Source organism: Christiangramia crocea (assembly GCF_022410465.1).
Lineage (GTDB): Bacteria > Bacteroidota > Bacteroidia > Flavobacteriales > Flavobacteriaceae > Christiangramia > Christiangramia crocea.
The window spans coordinates 41,774-61,322 of sequence record NZ_JAJSON010000013.1 but is presented as its reverse complement, the minus strand read 5'-3'; the positions used below and the strand labels follow the sequence as shown (position 1 = coordinate 61,322).

The window sequence follows — 19,549 nt, the reverse complement described above, 5'->3', positions numbered from 1 at the left end:
CCAGAGGGCAACCTGTTCTCAAATTTTAGTCTTTCAAATCGCTGTTGTTCTAATTCTTACTAAAAAATGCGTCTTTTTTAATCATGTTTCGTCTCTATAGAAAGAGCTGTTTCGAAATGTTTAATTAAAAAAGATAAAATGGAACAAATTTTTAGAATCTCGCAGTTTGTTGTTGACTCATTTATTCATATCTGGCCCTATTTGGTAATAACAATTCCCATTGCTGTATTTGTAAATGTATCGGGGGTATCAAAAAGGATCCACCGAATTGTTGATGCAAAACCTTTGGTGTCAGTCTTACTGGCCACGATCATTGGCGCCTTCAGCCCTTTTTGCTCCTGTGGAGTTATTCCGGTAATCGCATCCTTACTTATTGGGGGCGTGCCTCTGGCTCCGGTGATGTCATTTTGGATCGCATCCCCATCTATGGATCCCGAGATCTTCTTTTTAAGTACTGCTACCATTGGATGGGAGCTATCGGTCTGGAGACTTGCAGCAACACTTTGTATCAGTCTTCTTTCAGGCTACATTACACATTTATGCATGGTAAAGGGTTGGCTTGGAACTGATATTCTGAAGAAGGATATGACAACTTCAACTAGAAGTCCAATGAAAATTGCAGCTAAAAAAGCATGGGAAACACTGAAAGTGATCTTTACAGCGGCAAGAGAAGCGAAAAGAGCGGAAGTACAGTTAGTGGCAAACGGAAATAATACCGCAATGCTGAATTGTTGTGTTTCGGCGCCCGAATTACAATCTGAGCCTGCAAGCAGCGTGGAGACAAAGGAGACAAAAACCTGTAGCTCTAAAACCTGCTCGTTAGAGAAGGCATCAATCTGGAATAAAGTATTTCGGGAAACAGTTAAGGCAACGCTTATGGTGACCAAATTTATGACGCTGGCTTTCGTTATAAATGCTCTGATCCAGTTTTATGTACCCCAGGAACCAATTTCAAACCTGCTGGGCGGTAATGGGCTTAAGTCCATAATAACCGCGTCGTTGGTAGGAATTCCCTTTTATACCAGCAACCTTACCGCACTGCCTTTAATTGGTGGTCTGCTGGAACTGGGAATGAGTGAAGGAGCCGCTTTAGCCTTCCTGATATCAGGACCAATTACCACCCTGCCGGCAATGGCTGCTGTTTGGGGGATCGTTAGAAAAAAGATATTTATCATGTATGTGTCTTTTGCCTTAACCGGTTCTTTGATATTTGGAATATTGTTCAATTTGATAAATTAAGCAGGTTTTCTGCAAATTGTATAATAAAGACGGTAAGGCCGGTTGCTAACAACTTTTAAGCACAAAGAGACGGAAGAGATTAGAAAGAAAATAATTAACTTGATCAACCAGGTCTGAGCCTCGCGCCCCTTCTCCGCGCTTGTCGTTAACAGGGACCGTAAGAACAAACAAAACTGGAAATGAAAGCAAAACTATATAGAGTGATTCTTCCTGTAAATAATATTGACAGGGCCGGGAAATTTTATTCTGATATCTTAGATCAAGAAGGGATAAGAGTTTCACCGGGACGCCATTATTTCGATATTGGAGGAACTATACTTGCCTGTTATGATCCGAAATCTGATGGGGATGGCCAGGGTGAATGGAAATTTCATGAAAATCAGTATATCTATATTTCAGTACCCGATCTGGAAAGCCTTAGAGCTAAAATGAAAAAGTCTGATTGCAGGTCGCTTGGAGAAATTGAAGAAATGCCCTGGGGAGAAACCTTATTCTATGCGAAGGACCCTTTTGGAAATCCGATTTGTTTTGTTGATGAAAAAACAGTGTTTACAGGAAATTAACGTCAACTACCAACAGCACATAACTCAAATAGAAGGTAACATTAAAAAATATGACAAAAAGTAAATTACCGCAGATGCATAATGTTGGGATTGTCGTGGAATCCCTCGATAATGCCATCTCGTTTTTCGAGGAAATAGGTTTGCAGCTGGAAGGGCGAACCACCATCGAAGGAGAATGGTCGGGACAGGTTACCGGCCTGGGTTCACAAAAGGTAGAAGTCGCCATGATGGTGACGCCAGACGGGCATAACAGGCTTGAACTTTCAAGGTTTTTAAATCCAACTGTCATTGCTGACCACAGGACAGCGCCTGTGAACTCCCTTGGTTATTTACGTGTAATGTTCACGGTTGAGGATATTGACGAACTGGTATCCAGGCTCACCCAAAAAGGCGCTCAGCTTGTTGGTGAGCTGGTTCAATATGAGGACTCCTATCGGCTGTGTTATATTCGCGGAGTTGAAGGACTCCTTATTGGACTTGCAGAAGATATTAGTGGGAAATAAAGCCCCCCTGCCGGAAACATATATCACAATTAACGGCCGATCTTTCCAACAAAAAATGCTTAACTTATAGGTGGTTAGAATTTAAAAATGAGCGGCATTAGCGAATATTTAAAAATTATTGACCGGAACTTCATATTTTTTATCATGAGACGAAGATATTCTCCATTCATCATCTTATTCTTCCTGCCGGTAATTATCCTGGGTTGTAAAGGCCAGACGTCAGAACACAGGCTCGTTGGTGGTCCATGTGAAGGTTGTGAGGCCATATTTGAATATGGTGATAAGGAATTGAAACCTGTAGATACCCTTCCCGATTTTAATGAGGAAGGAATGAGGATGAAATTAACAGGTACGGTTTATCAGGAAGATGGGAAAACTCCGGCTGAAGATGTGATTGTATATGTGTATCATACCAATCAGGACGGGATTTATCCCACCCGGGGAAACGAAAAGGGATGGGCCAGAAGGCATGGTTATTTAAGAGGCTGGACCAGGACCGATGAAAATGGTAACTATACTTTTTATACCCTAAAACCGGCAGCATACCCCAGCAGATCGGAACCTGCACATATACATTATACTATTCTTGAGCCTGATGGCAAATATTACTGGCTGGGGAGCGCTCACTTCAGGGGCGATAGTCTTTTAACTAAAAAAGAAACAGATCCCGACTCCCCGCGAGGTGGAAACTCCGGTCTTTTGATCTTAAAAAAACAGGGTGACCTCTGGGTTGGAGTGAGGGATATAATTTTAGGCGAAAATATTCCGGAATATGAATAGCCGGATGTCATTCTGATCTTTTTCTAACTTCAAGTATAGCTGAATATGATTCTTAAACTTATAGTTTCAGGATCGGTATATGGGCAATGGATAAAAAAGAACAGCCCTGGGAAGGATAAGCCCGGGAAAATTCAAAAAATTATTCAGGTAAAATAGAAATGAGTATTTTTAACCGTGAATTCCGGCTGGACATAGTCATTCTAGCGCTTTCCGGAGTTTCTTAGACATAATACATTTTGCATTAAAGACTGAAATTTGGAAAATAAGACGGTTATCCAACCAACTAAAAAAGAGAGCAGAATAGACCTGCTGGATGTTTATCGTGGATTTGCTGTTCTGGGAATTTTTGTAGTGAACATTGTAATAATGAATTCAACCTTCCTTAATCAGGATGAATTTGCCCAACAGTGGACTTCTGGTATAGACAGAATCTCCGAGAGAATACTTCAACTATTTTTTTACACTAAGTTCTTTCCTATTTTCTCCCTTTTGTTCGGACTGGGAATTTCGATGCAGGCACTTAAACTTAAAGAAAAAGGCAGGCTCTCCTTCTCATTCTTCGCCCGGCGAATGTTCATACTGTTTTTGATAGGTGTTTTTCATATAATATTTATCTGGTCTGGAGATGTTCTGAATCTTTATGCTTTGCTGGGATTAATGGTGACAACTCTTATAGGTAGATCTAACCGATTGATATTATTTCTGTCTTTCTTTTTTTTATTGTTTCCATTTTATGATGAGGTAATGGGGTTCTTCATGGAATCACTAAATTATGATCCGGGCAGTTATTTAAATGGCTATGATGGTGAACTGGTAAACCAAATCATCAGTGAAGGTTCATACCTGGAAGGAATACAATTGCGAATCCGGGAATATTTAAGCAATGTTCCAATGCTCTTCTCTTTCCTTGCACCTATTGCCCTTTCTGTGTTTTTACTAGGATTATATCTGGGAAAAAACCAGATCTATAAAAACCTGGAATCTTTCATTTCCAGAATTGGGAAACCCCTGCTTCTGGCAGGAATACTTTCAAATATTTACCGGCTTGTTTTCTTATTTGTACTTCCTGAATACGATATATATTCTGATGAAAATTTAAGACCATACTTTGTTAAAGCAATGGTAGTATCAGACGTGGTGATGGGCATCTTTTACCTGTGGATAATTGGTTGGCTCTGGTACAATTCAAAACTAAAGACTTTGCTTAAACCTTTGAGATATGCGGGTAGAATGGCACTTACTAATTATATAATGCAAAGCTTTTTAGGTCTTATCCTATTCTCTTCAATAGGTTTTTCGCTATACGAAACCATGAGCCCATTCCAGACTCTATCCACGGCAGTGGCAATATTTTCTGTTCAGGTAATATACAGTAAGCTCTGGTTAACCTATTTTAAGTTCGGTCCCTTGGAATGGCTATGGAGATGCCTTACGTATAAAAAGTTACTACCCATTAGAAGATTACAAAAAGCTAATCTTCCAGAGGTGGGTTATGAAAAGCAATAGAAAACTTTCCTGATAAATTTATAAATTGAACCCACCAGGTTATCAGGACTACATTTCAAACAAAAAGCTAAATCATGGCAGGCAAAAATCATTTGGCTTCAAAGGAGACAAAGAAACTGATCGGGCTTCTAAAAACCCGTTTTGAAAAGCATATGGAACGTCATCAGGGTATCGAATGGGCAGAGGTACAGGCAAAACTGGAAAAGAATGCAGACAAACTCTGGTCCCTTAACGAGATGGAAAACACCGGAGGGGAACCCGATGTGGTTGGTCATGATGAGGATGCGGACGAATATATTTTCTATGATTGCTCGGCTGAGAGCCCTAAAGGTCGCAGGAGTACCTGTTATGATCGTGAGGCATGGGAAGCCCGGAAAAAGCATAAACCCGAAAACAATGCTTTGGATATGGCCGCAGGGATGGGTATAGAATTGCTTACCGAGGCACAATACCGCGAATTGCAGGAGCTTGGTGATTTTGACAGCAAGACATCCAGCTGGCTTAAGACCCCTTCAGAGATCAGGGAACTTGGAGGCGCCATCTTTGGTGATTTTAGATACAGTACTGTGTTTATTTACCATAACGGAGCACAGTCTTACTATGCCGCAAGGGGATTTCGAGGAGTTTTAAGGTTATAGCCGGAAATCCCGGAATCTGTAATTCTATATTCCCGTTTAAAAAACACAGAAAATAATTAATTTCACAACCCGGGATAAGCCTTGTCTTTACGATCAGACTGATCTGGACTCCAAAACATGAACTTTAGCCCCGGAAATCAGGAAAATATGAAACTATTGGATACAATTTTTAAATCTACCTATTACTTCTGGGTGGTCACAAGAGTGGTTTTGATAATGTTATTTGCAAGTACCATCACCTATTATGCAAATGAAGAATTAGATTTGACATCCATTATCATTGGGGTCTTTATACTGGGCTTCGTGATTTCGCTGCTGGTAATAGTTATTAAAAAACTGATGAAAAAGGAAACAAATGCTTTTCTACATATTTATAATGGGGTCTTCGCGATCATTTTCTCTTTGGGGATCATCTATGTAAGTATTGCCTATTTTGACCTTTCCACAGGATGGTATGTTTTATATCTTCCGGTCTGGATACTTTTATACGGACTGTGGGAACTAACCTATGAAAGTCAAAAGCGAGGCCTGGTTTCTAGTGATTCTTAAATGCGCGGGTATAACTGGTAATTCAAACAGGATCAGATCTGATAAATGAAAGAGATAGACTATAATAACTGGAACAGAAAGGAACACTTTGAGTTCTTTTCGGAATATGATAATCCCTTTTTTGGAATTGTAACCGAGATCGACTGTACAGAGGCTTATGAAATTGCAAAGAAGAATAACTTATCCTTCTTTGGCTGTTATCTACACAGGTCTATTATCGCCGTTAACAGAACAGAGGAATTATGCCTGCGCTTGCTGGATGACAAGGTAGTTAGCTTTGATAAGATACATGCGGCAACCACAATTGGCCGGGAAGATGGCACTTTCGGTTTTTCCCACGTGGAATTCTCTGATAGTTTCAGCGATTTCAATAAAAACCTGAAAGACCAGATAAGGATCGTTCAGAATTCTACCGGGTTAAGAGCCACAGGAGATTCTGAAAGACTTGATGTTGTACACTACTCAACATTGCCCTGGTTCAGGATCACCGGGGTGTCCTATGCAAAAAATCATAATTCAGGAGAAAGTGTTCCTAAGATAACTTTCGGGAAGTCCTTTATGGACGGGAATGTGAGAAAGATGGCTGTTTCCATCGAAGCCCATCACGGATTGGTGGATGGGATACATATAGCCAGATTTCTTGACCAGTTTCAGGATTTAATGGCCGAAAGGATCTAACAGATACCCGAATTTTTTAGCGTTTACGGTTACTAATACTTGAAGTGATTTAATTTTGATAATTTGTGAGCACAAAAAGCAATCAGATCCATGAAAAAATTCGCTGGTTTACTCTTCATATTAGGGGGTATTTGCCTTTCATGTACCAATACTGTTAAAACTGAAGATGGCGACACAGAGTCCGCCCCTATCAAAATAGATATTTCCAAGGAAGGAAAGGATGCAGGCTTTCCATTGTTTGAGTATGATTCTACACATGTTTTCCCTACTACCAGGGATCTCGATGTTCCCGAGGATGGAGCCGGGCTGCCGGATGGCAGGCTGGTGGTAGCCGATGATACCGATGGACTTCATTTGATAGAAAAGGACGGGTCTCATCGTATTTTTGGAAAAATGAAAGAGAAAGGTTACAAAGAAGGTGGAGCCAGAGGCGTATTCCTGGAGGATAACAATAAATTTTTACTTGTTTCATGTGTTTATTCAGGAAAGATTTTCAGGATAAATATAGAAACTGAAGATACCGAAATGATCTATCAGCATTCTTACGGAGTGAATAATGTTTACAGGGATAAAAAGGGCAGTATATGGTTCTCACAATCTTCGAATAATCCGAATGGAACCTCAGAGGCATTAGATGATGCTTTTGCTACACCTATACCTACAGGGGCTGTATATATGTTGAAAGAAGGCAGGAAGGACAATGAAGAAATGGAGGCGAAACTTGTGGCAGACAGCTTATATTTTGCAAATGGTATTACTATGGATAAAGACGAGGAACATTTATTTGTAGCAGAATTTAGGATAGACAGGATTTTGAGATTCAAAATTGACCGGGAAAAAGATACACTTTCAGAGAAACAGCACTATGCTTTTGTGCTTTCACCAGATAATTTAGAAACAGATGAAAATGGCAACCTCTGGCTGGCTTCATTAATTCAGAACAAGATCCTGGCTATAGATAAAGACGACCAGAGCATTCATAACGTGTTTTCCGCTCCCTCACCAGATAATTCAAAGAAGCAGCTGGAATGGGTTTTAAAGACCCATTTGGGCGAATCTATAATTGATATTGGTGAACCGGAAATGTGGAAACCATTAAATAATCCTTTAACCGGAGTTTTCTGGTCTCATGACAGGTCCACTGTTTATTTTACAGGTTTGGGGAATGCGCTTCTCAGATATGATTATGATTCCGAAATCGAAATTCTGGATTAAATGGATTCGGGACAGTAATCTTTTAAAAACACTGTAATCCTTTTGTGATCAAAATGGTTATTTTCGCAAACCAGTTTTATAAATTTTAAATTAAAATGGAAGATAGTGATCCTCAGCTTACAGACTCAGCCGAAATGAATAAAGGAAATTCAGAAGTATTACCTGAACTTTATTCCAAACGGGTGATCTATATCTTCTCGGTTATCTTTTCCACTATTTTCGGGACAGTTCTTTTGATGAGCAATCTCAAACAGGTAAAGGATAATAAGGCGAGGTGGGAGGTGCTTGCATTTGGGGTGATTTTTACTGTGGGATCAGCCATTACCCTCACTACAGTTCAGTTACAGACCAATCTGGGAATTCCTTTGAATATCCTGGGAGCTGTTATTCTAAATGAATTCTTCTGGAATAGATCTATAGGTAAGGATGCAGAATTTGAAAAGAAAAGCTGGCATAAACCCGCGATCATTTCAGCACTTATCACTCTGCCATTTGCGATAGCACTTTTCGCAGCCGGTTAGGATTTTTTCAGTTCAATATTTTCATAATTCACGAAATGAGAAATTAGGATTTTCAGAAAATTGGTGAGATTATAATTGTTTTCCCTCCCATCCTGGTAGGCGTTTATTGGCTACATTTAATGCGGTCTTTTTTATAAAACGTTTATAGTTATTTCCGGCAATAGAGATGATTTTCGAGAATGTTTATCCCTGTGCAGCTTTGCAGGAATACGTTAGCCTGTACAGGATACGCCATTTTATCATTCCTCCTAATTTGAGAACTACCCCGAAGCCTTATCCTCCTCATCCCGAGCAGTGCATTATCTTTTATCCCAGAGGTGCAGAGGTCACAAATTTTTCTGGTGAAAATTCAAAGTATACCCGCTCGCGATCTGTTATAGTAGGTCAATTCACAAAACGTATAGACCGTATTAGTATCGATAATGAAATCATGATCATTCTGGTGGTTTTTAAACCGGGAGTACTTCATCGTCTCACCGGTATCCCCTTCAGGCTGCTTATCAACATGGCGGTAGATTTGGAGGCCGTTATTCCAGTAAAGGCACGAGAAGTTAATGTTAGACTGAGCAGCTGCGAAACTTATGAAGAGATGATCGGGGTTATTGAGACATTTTTATTAGACCTAACCGCAACACCAAAAATGCTCTCAAGACCATCTGATAAGATTTTCGAATTCATGGTAAGCAACAGTGGAAAATTCACACTTGACTGGCTTTCAAAGGAGGCCTGTTTATCTTCCCGCCAATTTGAAAGAAAATCACAGGATTATATAGGAATAAACCCTAAACTATTTGCAAGGATCGCCAGATTCAATCAGTCTTATTTCATGAGCATGCAGCCTCTGCGGCCCGATTGGCTTGACATATCACTTTACTGTGGTTATCACGATTATCAACATCTGGTGAAAGACTATAAGGAATTTACCGGTGCTACCCCAACATATTTTATGAGTGAAGAGTCCAGGTCCATAGAAAGGGCATTGGGGTTAAACCGATAAGGCCTAATCAATGTCGTTTTTTTACCACCAGAATATGTCTGGAAATTTCCAATTTTATGTTGTCAATCCCTGCGTTGTCATCCATTTTGTTTAATTAATTCATCAGTTATGAAAACGACATTCAAATTTTTAGGTGGACTAATAATCCTAATTAGTCTGGGGTCATGTGAAAAAGACGTGATCGAATCTGGCGACGCCGAATTATCTTCAGCCGACATAAAAGGCGTCCAAAACTTCAATAATGGTATGATAAATTCATACAGTAATGAAGTTGTACTTCAATGGAACGAATTATTAAGTCAGTCTATAGATGACCTTATGCCGCTGCCGGCGGAATCTAAGATATATGCAATGGTCACGCTGGCTATGCACGATGCTTTGAACAATGTAGTTCCAAAATATGAGACCTATACGCTGGATAATTTAGAAGTTGATGCCACTGGTATTTCCAAAAAGAATATCCATTCCATAGCCGATGCTGCGGTCTCACAGGCGGCGAGGGATATGATGGTTCAGCTGTTTCCGGCATCGGCAGCTGCCGCTGATGCCCAGTTGAATTCCATTCTTGCGGGGATTGAAGATTCAGATCTTAAAATCAGAGGTATTAATATAGGCAAGAATGCCGCGGCAGCCATGCTGGAAAAAAGAGCGAATGATTTTCCACTGCGTTTTGAAACATATATCGGGGGGACCGCACCGGGAGAATATCAGGTCAATTATATGCCCTTTATGCTTGCCAATCCGCCAATATGGCCAGCAAATGCAGCTTACGCTCCTAATATGGGCGAGCTTACCCCATTCGGAATAATTTCAGGAGATCAGTTCAGGGATGAGGGCCTTTATCCTTTAAACTCCAGTGAATATGTGGCAGATTATAATGAGGTTAAATCTCTTGGATGTACCAACTGTCCCATGAGAACTGATGAACAAACTGAGATAGGTGCCTTCTGGATTGAAAGCAATGCCAGTTCCATGAACAGGTTGGCAAGAATCTTAATAGAGGAGCGAAAACTGGATGGCTGGGAAGCAGCAAGGTTAATAGGTCTTGTAGAAATGGCGGTAATAGATGCCTATATAGCCTCATTCGAAGGCAAGGCCTATTACAAATTCTGGAGACCGGTCTCGGCCATACGTGCCGGGGACTTTGACGGAGTTGATGCTACCGTTGGGGATCTAACCTGGACATCAAGTTTCTTTACACCTCCCACAGCAGAATTCCCTTCAACTCATGCCTATGCCGGCGGTTCTGCCGCAGCTGTTTTTAAATCTTATTTCAATAGTGATCATATCAATCTGAATCTTACAAGTCCGTATTACTTACCCGGAGTTGAACGTCATTTGACCAGCTTTTCGCAAATGTCTTACGAAACAGCTATCTCCAGGATTTATATAGGTTATCACTTTAGACATGCTATAGAAGTAGGTGAAAGACAGGGGAAAGAACTTGGCAATTATGTATTTCAAAATAACCTGAGGGAACTTAAAAAGATTTTGTAAAGTGTTTTTAGTGAAAGAATAGAAGGAGTTTACAGTTTCTATGTGATTTCCTGTGAATTTTTGAGAGAAGTCCGGGTCGCTACAGAGGGATCCGGACTTCCTCTATTTCTCGTGGTGAGAATGTCGTTTTTATACCACCAGAATATGCCTGTAAATTTCCAATTTTATAGTGGCAACCCCTGCATTGTCATCATTTTAGTCTAATTAATCCATTAGTTATGAATGCGAAACTTAAATTTTTAGGCGGACTGATATTTATTATTGGTCTAGGATCTTGTGAAAAGGATTCAATCGAATCTAATGACTCCCATTTATTGTATTCTGCAGATGCAAAAGGGCAAAATTTTAACAATGGAATGATAAATTCCTATAGCAATGAAGCCGTACTGCAGTGGAACGAGTTACTCAGTCAGAATTTAGACCAGCAAATCCCCCAACCCCTGGAAGTAAAGATCTATGCCATGGTAACTTTGGCCATGCATGATGCTTTGAACAATGTAGTGCCAAAATTCGAGACCTATGCGCTGGATAATTCTGATGTGGATGCGGAAGGGATTACTAAGAAAAACATCCATTCCATTGCCGATGCTGCAGTATCTCAGGCAGCAAGGGATATGATCGTTCAGCTTTATCCTCCCGCAGCCATGGCCTCGGAATCCCAATTAAGTATTATCCTTTCAGGCATTGAAGATTCCGATCTTAAAAGCAGAGGAATTAACATTGGTAAAGATGCAGCGGCAGCTGTTCTTTCTAAAAGAGCAGGTGATATTTCTATTGGTTTTTCCAGCTATATTGGAGGTACTGAACCTGGTGACTACCAGGCAAATTATCCGCCTTATGTGTTTCCTGGTCCCATCTGGCCTGCAAATGGGGTGTTTGGAGCAAATCTGGGGAATCTTACTCCGTTTGGAATTCTGTCTAGTGACCAGTTCATGGATGAAGCTCCATATTCTATTAATTCTGAAGAGTATTTGGCCGATTATAATGAAGTGAAAGAACTGGGTTGCAACAATTGCCCGCTGCGCACTGCAGATCAAACCGAGATTAGTATTTTCTGGAGGGAAACTTCTTCAAGTTCCATGAACCGGCTAACCCGAATATTAGTAGAAAATAGAAAACTGGATGGCTGGGAAGCAGCGCGGTTAATAGGGCTTATTCAAATGTCGGTGATAGATTCTTATATTGCTTCATTTGAAGAGAAATTTCATTATGCTTTCTGGCGGCCTATTACAGCGATCAGGGCTGGCGATTCAGACGGTAATGAATCTACTATAGGAGATGTGAGCTGGACCCCTTCCTCGCCGAGTCCCACTCCTCCCAACCCAACCTTTCCGCCTTCTAATGCATATAGTGCAGGTGCTGCGGCCGAAATTCTAAAATCCTATTTCCATAGCGATGTTGCAAATTTTAATGTCAGTAGTCCGTACTATTTGCCTGGTGTTGAAAGGTATATGGATACTTTTTCCGAAATGGCTTCAGAAAAAAGCATTTTTGGAGTCTATGCCGGTTACGATTTCAGGCAGGGTGCTGAGGTTGGTGAACGACATGGGCGAGAACTTGGAAAGTATATTTTTGAAAATAACCTGAGGGAAATTAAGAAGTTCCTTTAAAAATCGGGTGGTTTTGCTTAAAAGTCCGGCTTTATATGAGGCCGGACTTTTTTTATAATTGGAGCTCGTATCCGGTAGTATCTGGTCTAAGCTTTTTTGTATTTTTATCGGAATTGAAAATATGCCTTCTGTCTTTAAGAAAATGTAGGCTTAATATAATAATCTACAATATGAAATTAATCAAGATCAGTCTCTTTCTCCTTATTTTAATTCCGGTATTTTCTTTCGCCCAGCTCAACAGGGTGGAAAAGAAGATCGTAAAGTCGGTTGATGAACATACCGAGGCATCCATTGACCTGCTTACAGAAGCTGTGAACATAAACAGCGGTACCATGAATTTTGAAGGAGTACGGGAAGTGGGTAAACTTTTTAAGACTGAACTGGATAAACTGGGTTTTGAAACTCAGCTTACTTCAGGCGAACCTTATGGACGTGCGGGTCATTTAGTCGCTACTCACGAAGGCAGGCCAGGTCTGAAATTATTACTTATAGGCCATCTGGATACGGTATTTGAACTGGACAGTCCGTTTCAAAGTTCAACTATGGAGAATGACTCCATTATGAAAGCGCCAGGAGTAGCCGATATGAAGGGTGGTGATGTGGTAATAATTCTGGCTATGCGCGCTCTAAAGGAGGCGGGTGTATTGGATGAAATGTCGGTAAAGATAGTGATGACCGGGGATGAAGAAAAAAGCGGGGATCCCATTGAACTTTCAAAGGAAGAACTTGTAGAAGGGGCGAAGTGGGCAGATGTAGCCCTTGGTTTTGAGAATGGTGATGGAAACCCGGAGACCATTGTGATCTCGAGAAGAGGCTCCACAAGCTGGAAGCTTGAAGTAAGTGGCAATGCAGCACATTCTTCACAGGTATTTACCGATAAGGTAGGAACCGGAGCCATATATGAGGCTTCCCGAATCCTTAATGAATTCTATGCCGAATTGTCTTCAGAAGAGAATCTTACTTTTAATCCGGGATTTATTCTGGGAGGAACTTCGGTGGATGTGAAAGCAGACAATACTGGCGGTACAGCATTTGGTAAAACGAACGTGGTTGCGCAAAAGGCAGTTGTAAGAGGAGATATAAGGGCCGTTTCTTTAGAGCAATTAGCCCGGGCAAAAGCTACCATGACCAAAATAGTTACTGAAAATTATCCACAAACGGAAGCACAACTCAGTTTTGATGATGGGGGCTATCCTCCTCTCGCACCTGCCGAGGGCAATTCAAAATTGCTGGAATATTATAACGAGATAAGCCAGGATCTCGGGTTTGGAGAGGTTTATGCTGTTGATCCGAGAAACGCTGGGGCCGCTGATATTTCATTTTCCGAGGGACATGTTGAAATGGCTGTAGATGGACTCGGACTAAGCGGTGCAGATGATCATACGGTGAATGAAACCGGAAATTTGAATATGGTCTCACGTCAGGCTAAAAGAGCGGCTATCCTGATGCACAGGCTGTCGCAGATGAAAAGGTTTAAGTAACTAAACAGGTTAACTACTAAAAAGTTGATAAATTACAGAACCGGAGAATCTGAAGCCGACCTCAGAGGTATACTTGACCTTCAAAAACAGAACCTAAGGCAAAATCTCAGTTTGGAGGAGATAACTACCCAGGGTTTTGTGACCGTACAGCATTCTTTTGAGCAATTATACAATCTAAATCAAACTGAAAAGCATGTGATTGCAGAATATAATGGGCAGGTCATAGCTTACTTGCTTGCAATGACTATTATATCTGAGCATGAAGTGCCGGTTCTTAGACCCATGTTCGAGCGGTTTAAAGAACTAATCATTAATAATAGGGGAATTACATCATATAATTATCTGGTTGTTGGCCAGGTTTGTGTTGCAAAGGAATATCGCGGGAAAGGAGTTTTATTTTCCTGCTATAAGGCCTATAAGGATTTTTATTCTGCAAATTATGATTTTGCCATAACCGAAATCTCTTCCTTAAATTCCCGTTCCTTAAATGCACATAAAAAAATAGGTTTCAAGGAAATAGACCGGTATAAGGATAGTTCAGGGATAGAATGGATAGTGATAGTTTGGGACTGGAATTAATCTTCATTAAATTTCAATAATGATCGAAAGAATAAAGGAACTCGAAAAAATTTCAAGACTTCTTAGTCCTTCACCTGAGCAAAAAGAAAACTGGAACGCTCAGGTACTTCAATATTCAGCTAATTTCCTAAAGAATATTGAACAGGATAAGGCCTATTATCATTCCGAAGAAAAAGGAAAGGGCATATATAAATTTGATATTTCCGAAGAACCCACAGAAATTGACAGTCTTATTAAGGCTGTGGAAGGCAACATAGACCGGGTAGGGATCAACCCGGCTTCTGGTGGTTACCTGGGTTATATTCCGGGCGGAGGTATTTATCCTTCAGCGCTTGGTGATTATATGGCAGCCGTAAGCAACAGGTATGCGGGTGTTTTCTATGCTGCTCCCGGAGCCGTGAGGCTTGAGAATATGCTATTGCGATGGATGTGCAGGCTGATGGGTTTCCCGGAAAATTCTGCCGGGAATCTCACTTCAGGAGGTTCTATTGCAAATCTCATTGCCATTGTAACTGCACGTGAAGCTCAAAATCTTAAGGCTCGTGATTTCGAAAGAGCGGTGATCTATCTTTCGGAACAGGCTCATCATTCTATCCAAAAGGCTATTCGCATTGCGGGTTTATCTGAAGCTGTTTTGAGGTATGTGCCGATGGATGAGAATTTGAAAATTTCTGCAAATGAGCTGGAAAAGACAATTATAGATGACAGGAAGAAAGGATTGATTCCATTCTTTATCATTGCTTCCGTTGGAACCACCAACACCGGGGCCGTAGATCCAATTAATGACATTGCCGATATAGCGGAGAAATATGGACTTTGGTTCCATATTGATGCAGCTTACGGGGGATTCTTTAAACTGGTGCCGCAAATGAGAGATAAGTTTGTGGGAGTAGAGAGAGCCGACTCCATCATCCTGGATCCGCATAAATCCCTTTTCCTGCCTTTTGGTACAGGAGCTGTGCTGATAAAGCAAAAAGAGGCCCTTTTAGAAGTGCATCATTACCTGGCCGATTATATGCAGGATACACGTGCGGAAAACGAGGAGATTTCCCCTGCCGATATCTCTCCTGAACTTACCAAACATTTCAGGGGTATGCGGCTCTGGCTGCCTTTGAAATTATTCGGGCTGAAACCCTTCAGAGCGGCACTGGAAGAAAAAATATACCTGGCCAGATATTTCCATAGGGAGATTCAGAAAATTGAAGGTTTTGAAGTCGGGCCGGCACCGCAACTTTCCGTATCTATGTTTCGTTATATTCCTGCGAAAGGTGATGCCAATAGTTTCAATAAGAAGTTGCTGGAAGACATTCAGAAAGACGGAAGGATATTTCTGTCTTCCACCAGTATAAATGGGGTATTCTGGATTAGAGTGGCCGTGCTGGTCTACAGGGCACATTTAGCCCAAATTCAACTTTTACTGGAGATTCTTAAGAGAAAAAAAGACTCTTCAGGTTTATAAGGCTTATTTTTATAACTTAACTACTGAAACTAAAAATTCCATTAATTCTAAACCAACCATTTTAGTTTATGAAATTATTTTATACTTCCGTCCTGGCAATTTTTTTTGCCGGTGTATCTCTAATTGCTCAACAAAAGAATAATACTGACAATCCGGAACCAGATGATGAGTACAACGATCTTGCCTGGAGAAATATTGGTCCGTTCCGTGGAGGGAGGAGTGTTGCCGCCACAGGAGTTGTGGGGCAGCCGGGAACCTATTATATGGGCGGAACCGGGGGAGGTATATTCAAGACTACCAATGACGGTAAATCATGGAAAAATATTTCAGATGGTTTTTTTAATACCGGAACTATTGGAGCTATAGGCCTGTCGGAAAGTGACCCGAATATCATTTATGCTGGTACTGGAGAACATGCCGCCAGAGGAGTAATGACCTCGATGGGTGAGGGGATGTATAAATCTACCGATGCGGGAAAAACCTGGGAGCATATAGGTCTGGAGTTCACAAGACACATATCCGATGTTATTGTCCATCCAGATGATCCTGAAACGGTTTTCGTTTCGGCCCAGGGTGCCCAGTATGGGCCTTCTGCAGAAAGAGGGATTTTTAAGTCGGTCGATGGAGGTAAAACCTGGAAGAAAGTTCTTTACGTGGATGAAAATACAGGAGCTTCCGGACTATCTATGGATATGACGAATCCGCGTATTCTGTATGCTGCTATGTGGGATCATAGACGATATCCGTGGAAAATGGTTTCTGGGGGTGAGAATTCAGGCTTGTATAAGTCGGTAGATGGTGGAGATACCTGGAAGAGACTGGAAGAGGGCCTGCCTGAAGAATTTGGAAAGGCTGGGATATCTGTGTCCCGTGCAAATCCTGAAAGAGTTTATGCCGTAATAGAAGCGGAAGGTGAAAAAGGAGGGGTTTACCGAAGTGATGATGCAGGAGAGAAATGGAAACAGGTGAACAACGAAAGGGTAAATATCGCAAGGGCCTGGTATTATATGGAGATTTTCGCCGATCCTCAAAACGAAAATATCGTATACGTTTTAAATGCTCCGGTAATGAAATCTATAGATGGCGGAAAAAGTTTTTCCAACGTCCCAACACCCCATGGCGATAATCACGATTTATGGATACATCCTGAAAATAATAAGATCTTGATCAATGCTAATGATGGGGGAGCAAATATTTCCAATGATGGAGGCGAGAGCTGGAGCACACAGAAAAATCAGCCTACTGCGCAATTTTACAGAGTGATCACAGATAACCAGGTTCCTTATAATGTATATGGCGGTCAACAGGACAACTCGGCTATTGCCATCGCCAGCCGCACCAGGAATGGAGGTATAGACTGGAAAGACTGGTATTCGGTTGCAGGTTGTGAAAGTGCATTTCTGGCCTTTGATCCCGATGATCCGTCTCATGTTTATGGAGGTTGTTATCAGGGCATCATTGAAAAATGGATGAAGGAAACCCATATGAGTAAACCGATCAATCAGTATCCGGAACTAGGCTTAAGCAAGGAACCAAAAAATGCAAAATACCGTCATAACTGGAATGCACCCATTATTTCTTCACCGCATGATAGGAATACGATTTATCATGCAGGGAACAGGGTTTTCAAAACTACAGACGGAGGCATTAGCTGGGAAATTGTAAGTCCCGATCTTACCAGGGATGAAAAGGATAAACAAGGGCCGGGAGGAGGCCCGTTCACAAATGAAGCTGCCGGGGGAGAAAATTATAATACGATTACCTATTTGGTGGAATCCCCACATGAAGAAGGAATCCTTTATGCAGGAACAGATGACGGGTTAATCCATATTACAAAAGATGGAGGGGATAGCTGGGAAAATATCACCCCTAAAAACCTTCAGCCAGGAATAGTTAATAGCATTGAGGTATCTCCTCATGATCCTTCTACCGCTTACGCGGTGGTAATGAGATATAAATCCATGGACCTGAAACCGTACATATTTAAAACCTCAAATTACGGTAAGAGCTGGTCTTCTATTGTAGATGGGATTAACGGTGATCATACATTTGTTCGAGTGGTAAGGGAAGATAAGAAAAAGAAAGGCCTGTTATATGCCGGTACAGAAACCGGGATGTACGTCTCATGGAACGATGGAAAGGAATGGGTCCCATTTCAGCTTAATTTACCTGTAGTGCCTGTAAATGATCTATATATACATGATAACGACCTGGTGGCGGCAACAGCGGGACGTTCGTTCTGGATTCTTGATGATCTTGCACCTATTCAGAATAAGGTTCAGCCGGAAGAAGAGATGGCCATTTTTAAGCCTAAGGATACCTATTTGTTCTTTGGAGGAAATTCTTCTGATCCCGATATGGGCAAGAACCCTCCCATGGGCGTAATTGTGGATTATTATCTGGCTGAAAAGCCTGCAGATTCTATTCCGCTTAAACTGGAGATATTGCAGGGGGATAAATTAATCCGGTCCCTAAGCAGTATAGCATCGGAAGATTTTTCCAGCTGGCCCGGAGGACCATCCAAACCACTGGTGCTTCCTGCTAAAAAGGGCTATAACAGAATTGCCTGGGATTTTGGAAAAGAGGCCCTGCCGGCAGTTAATAAGGTATTTGCTTTTGGCAGTCTCGATGGCTCACACGTGGGACCTGGTACTTATACTTTGCGTCTTAGCCTGGAGGATAAAATCAAGGAAACCCGAGTGACCATCCTTCCAGATCCAAACATGGATGCTTCTGCATCAGATTATACAGCACAACAGGAAATGCTTTCAGGGATCGAGGCTATACTTACAGAAATGCATGAGTCTGTAAACAAGTTGCGTTCAGTGAAATCCCAGCTGGATAATTACAGAGGCCTGTTAAAGGACCGGGAAGATGCTAAAGCTCTGCTGGAAAAAGGCGAAGAACTGAACCAGCGTATTACTTCGTGGGAAGAAAATCTTATTCAGGCGAAGCAGAAGACGTTCCAGGATGTTATAAATTTCAATAATAAGCTAAATGCAGAACTTTTATTTTTAAGAGGCTTTATACAAGGGCCCTATCCCGAATTAACCGAAGGAAGTAAAGCGCGATTCGAGGACCTGAAAAAAGATTGGATGGTTTATAAAAATGAAAGAGATAATATCATTAATGAAGAGATGGAAGCTTATAACAAGGCTTATGAAGATTTGAAATTACCGGCATTGATTATGGAAGGGAAATAGGCGTTTGAAAAATATTTTGGTCGTAGCCTGCTTCCGGATATTCCTGTCTTTTTTCATATAGGCGGAATAATTCTAATTAAACGATGAAATAAAAGTTATTATAAAAGTAAAACGGAAAGCGATCCCGGATTTGTCGGGCTGTTTTAAACTTTTTGGGATAGACGAAATTATAGGAATATTAGTCTTAAAAACACCTTAGATAATAGAAAAAAATCTTTAAGTTTACATACCAAATCCAAGTCTTAGCCGACTAATCGCGTTCCCTACTCCGCAGCTTCAGAAAGCTGAGACTCCAAAATGTTTTGAACATGAATAAAGTTCGCATTATCGGTTTAGGAGTAATTATAGTAGGATTTCTTACAGGCTATTTTTCTAACGAATCAGGTGCTTACATTGTTTCGGGAATGCTGATCGGTCTTGGCACGGGCTGGACCATTACCGGAAAACTGCATGTGAGGTCAAAAAGAAAAGAAATTACCGTAGAGTCCGATTGATTGATTTTACGTAAAAGCTACCTTCTATTTTTGTAAA

The 19,549-nt window shown here is 41.1% G+C and carries 18 protein-coding genes; all 18 read left to right on the top strand.

The window, feature by feature from the left end:
- The first annotated feature begins 138 nt into the window (after positions 1-138).
- The 18 genes from LU635_RS04745 to LU635_RS04660 all read left to right on the top strand — a co-directional run bounded on the left by LU635_RS04745 (position 139) and on the right by LU635_RS04660 (position 19,512).
- Positions 139-1,239, top strand: coding sequence for a permease (locus LU635_RS04745; protein WP_240096740.1), 1,101 nt, complete (start codon positions 139-141; stop codon positions 1,237-1,239).
- A gap of 179 nt (positions 1,240-1,418) precedes the next feature.
- Positions 1,419-1,802: a VOC family protein gene (locus LU635_RS04740; RefSeq protein WP_240096738.1), complete on the top strand. Its 384-nt coding sequence runs from the start codon at positions 1,419-1,421 to the stop codon at positions 1,800-1,802.
- Between the two features lie 50 nt (positions 1,803-1,852).
- Positions 1,853-2,305, top strand: coding sequence for a VOC family protein (locus tag LU635_RS04735; protein WP_240096736.1), 453 nt, complete (start codon positions 1,853-1,855; stop codon positions 2,303-2,305).
- Positions 2,306-2,449: 144 nt separating this feature from the next.
- On the top strand, positions 2,450-3,085 hold the full coding sequence (locus LU635_RS04730) for a dioxygenase family protein (protein WP_240096734.1): 636 nt from the start codon (positions 2,450-2,452) through the stop codon (positions 3,083-3,085).
- A gap of 255 nt (positions 3,086-3,340) precedes the next feature.
- Positions 3,341-4,591, top strand: coding sequence for a DUF418 domain-containing protein (locus tag LU635_RS04725; protein WP_240096732.1), 1,251 nt, complete (start codon positions 3,341-3,343; stop codon positions 4,589-4,591).
- A 74-nt stretch (positions 4,592-4,665) separates the two neighbouring features.
- Positions 4,666-5,229 (top strand): DUF4256 domain-containing protein, encoded by a 564-nt coding sequence (locus LU635_RS04720; protein ID WP_240096730.1) that lies wholly within the window; start codon positions 4,666-4,668, stop codon positions 5,227-5,229.
- Positions 5,230-5,376: 147 nt separating this feature from the next.
- Positions 5,377-5,778: a hypothetical protein gene (locus tag LU635_RS04715; protein ID WP_240096728.1), complete on the top strand. Its 402-nt coding sequence runs from the start codon at positions 5,377-5,379 to the stop codon at positions 5,776-5,778.
- Between the two features lie 45 nt (positions 5,779-5,823).
- Positions 5,824-6,456 (top strand): chloramphenicol acetyltransferase, encoded by a 633-nt coding sequence (locus LU635_RS04710; RefSeq protein ID WP_240096727.1) that lies wholly within the window; start codon positions 5,824-5,826, stop codon positions 6,454-6,456.
- A gap of 90 nt (positions 6,457-6,546) precedes the next feature.
- Positions 6,547-7,671 (top strand): SMP-30/gluconolactonase/LRE family protein, encoded by a 1,125-nt coding sequence (locus tag LU635_RS04705; RefSeq protein WP_240096726.1) that lies wholly within the window; start codon positions 6,547-6,549, stop codon positions 7,669-7,671.
- A 95-nt stretch (positions 7,672-7,766) separates the two neighbouring features.
- A complete protein-coding gene (locus tag LU635_RS04700) occupies positions 7,767-8,192 on the top strand; it encodes a hypothetical protein (RefSeq protein WP_240096724.1) in 426 nt (141 codons plus the stop codon).
- 166 nt (positions 8,193-8,358) lie between these two features.
- The gene (locus LU635_RS04695) at positions 8,359-9,189 is read left to right on the top strand and encodes a helix-turn-helix domain-containing protein (protein WP_240096723.1); all 831 of its coding nucleotides are present in this window, start codon (positions 8,359-8,361) and stop codon (positions 9,187-9,189) included.
- 108 nt (positions 9,190-9,297) lie between these two features.
- Positions 9,298-10,686, top strand: a complete 1,389-nt coding sequence (locus LU635_RS04690) for a vanadium-dependent haloperoxidase (protein WP_240096721.1) — start codon at positions 9,298-9,300, stop codon at positions 10,684-10,686.
- Positions 10,687-10,904: 218 nt separating this feature from the next.
- Positions 10,905-12,296 (top strand): vanadium-dependent haloperoxidase, encoded by a 1,392-nt coding sequence (locus LU635_RS04685; RefSeq protein ID WP_240096718.1) that lies wholly within the window; start codon positions 10,905-10,907, stop codon positions 12,294-12,296.
- Positions 12,297-12,466: 170 nt separating this feature from the next.
- Positions 12,467-13,777 (top strand): M20/M25/M40 family metallo-hydrolase, encoded by a 1,311-nt coding sequence (locus LU635_RS04680; RefSeq protein ID WP_240096716.1) that lies wholly within the window; start codon positions 12,467-12,469, stop codon positions 13,775-13,777.
- Positions 13,778-13,801: 24 nt separating this feature from the next.
- The gene (locus LU635_RS04675; protein ID WP_240096714.1) at positions 13,802-14,356 is read left to right on the top strand and encodes a GNAT family N-acetyltransferase; all 555 of its coding nucleotides are present in this window, start codon (positions 13,802-13,804) and stop codon (positions 14,354-14,356) included.
- A gap of 19 nt (positions 14,357-14,375) precedes the next feature.
- A complete protein-coding gene (locus LU635_RS04670; protein WP_240096712.1) occupies positions 14,376-15,815 on the top strand; it encodes a pyridoxal phosphate-dependent decarboxylase family protein in 1,440 nt (479 codons plus the stop codon).
- A 68-nt stretch (positions 15,816-15,883) separates the two neighbouring features.
- A complete protein-coding gene (locus LU635_RS04665) occupies positions 15,884-19,018 on the top strand; it encodes a WD40/YVTN/BNR-like repeat-containing protein (RefSeq protein WP_240096710.1) in 3,135 nt (1,044 codons plus the stop codon).
- A 308-nt stretch (positions 19,019-19,326) separates the two neighbouring features.
- Positions 19,327-19,512, top strand: a complete 186-nt coding sequence (locus tag LU635_RS04660) for a hypothetical protein (protein WP_240096707.1) — start codon at positions 19,327-19,329, stop codon at positions 19,510-19,512.
- The last annotated feature ends 37 nt before the right edge of the window (positions 19,513-19,549 follow it).

What these genes read in the sequence shown, in the direction of transcription:
- LU635_RS04715 (WP_240096728.1), top strand. Translation starts at nt 5,377, where the DNA reads ATGAAACTATTGGATACAATTTTTAAATCTACCTATTACTTCTGGGTG.
- LU635_RS04685 (WP_240096718.1), top strand. Translation starts at nt 10,905, where the DNA reads ATGAATGCGAAACTTAAATTTTTAGGCGGACTGATATTTATTATTGGT.
- LU635_RS04730 (WP_240096734.1), top strand. Translation starts at nt 2,450, where the DNA reads ATGAGACGAAGATATTCTCCATTCATCATCTTATTCTTCCTGCCGGTA.
- LU635_RS04700 (WP_240096724.1), top strand. Translation starts at nt 7,767, where the DNA reads ATGGAAGATAGTGATCCTCAGCTTACAGACTCAGCCGAAATGAATAAA.
- LU635_RS04690 (WP_240096721.1), top strand. Translation starts at nt 9,298, where the DNA reads ATGAAAACGACATTCAAATTTTTAGGTGGACTAATAATCCTAATTAGT.
- LU635_RS04720 (WP_240096730.1), top strand. Translation starts at nt 4,666, where the DNA reads ATGGCAGGCAAAAATCATTTGGCTTCAAAGGAGACAAAGAAACTGATC.
- LU635_RS04660 (WP_240096707.1), top strand. Translation starts at nt 19,327, where the DNA reads ATGAATAAAGTTCGCATTATCGGTTTAGGAGTAATTATAGTAGGATTT.
- LU635_RS04680 (WP_240096716.1), top strand. Translation starts at nt 12,467, where the DNA reads ATGAAATTAATCAAGATCAGTCTCTTTCTCCTTATTTTAATTCCGGTA.
- LU635_RS04710 (WP_240096727.1), top strand. Translation starts at nt 5,824, where the DNA reads ATGAAAGAGATAGACTATAATAACTGGAACAGAAAGGAACACTTTGAG.
- LU635_RS04705 (WP_240096726.1), top strand. Translation starts at nt 6,547, where the DNA reads ATGAAAAAATTCGCTGGTTTACTCTTCATATTAGGGGGTATTTGCCTT.
- LU635_RS04695 (WP_240096723.1), top strand. Translation starts at nt 8,359, where the DNA reads ATGATTTTCGAGAATGTTTATCCCTGTGCAGCTTTGCAGGAATACGTT.
- LU635_RS04740 (WP_240096738.1), top strand. Translation starts at nt 1,419, where the DNA reads ATGAAAGCAAAACTATATAGAGTGATTCTTCCTGTAAATAATATTGAC.
- LU635_RS04745 (WP_240096740.1), top strand. Translation starts at nt 139, where the DNA reads ATGGAACAAATTTTTAGAATCTCGCAGTTTGTTGTTGACTCATTTATT.
- LU635_RS04670 (WP_240096712.1), top strand. Translation starts at nt 14,376, where the DNA reads ATGATCGAAAGAATAAAGGAACTCGAAAAAATTTCAAGACTTCTTAGT.
- LU635_RS04665 (WP_240096710.1), top strand. Translation starts at nt 15,884, where the DNA reads ATGAAATTATTTTATACTTCCGTCCTGGCAATTTTTTTTGCCGGTGTA.
- LU635_RS04735 (WP_240096736.1), top strand. Translation starts at nt 1,853, where the DNA reads ATGACAAAAAGTAAATTACCGCAGATGCATAATGTTGGGATTGTCGTG.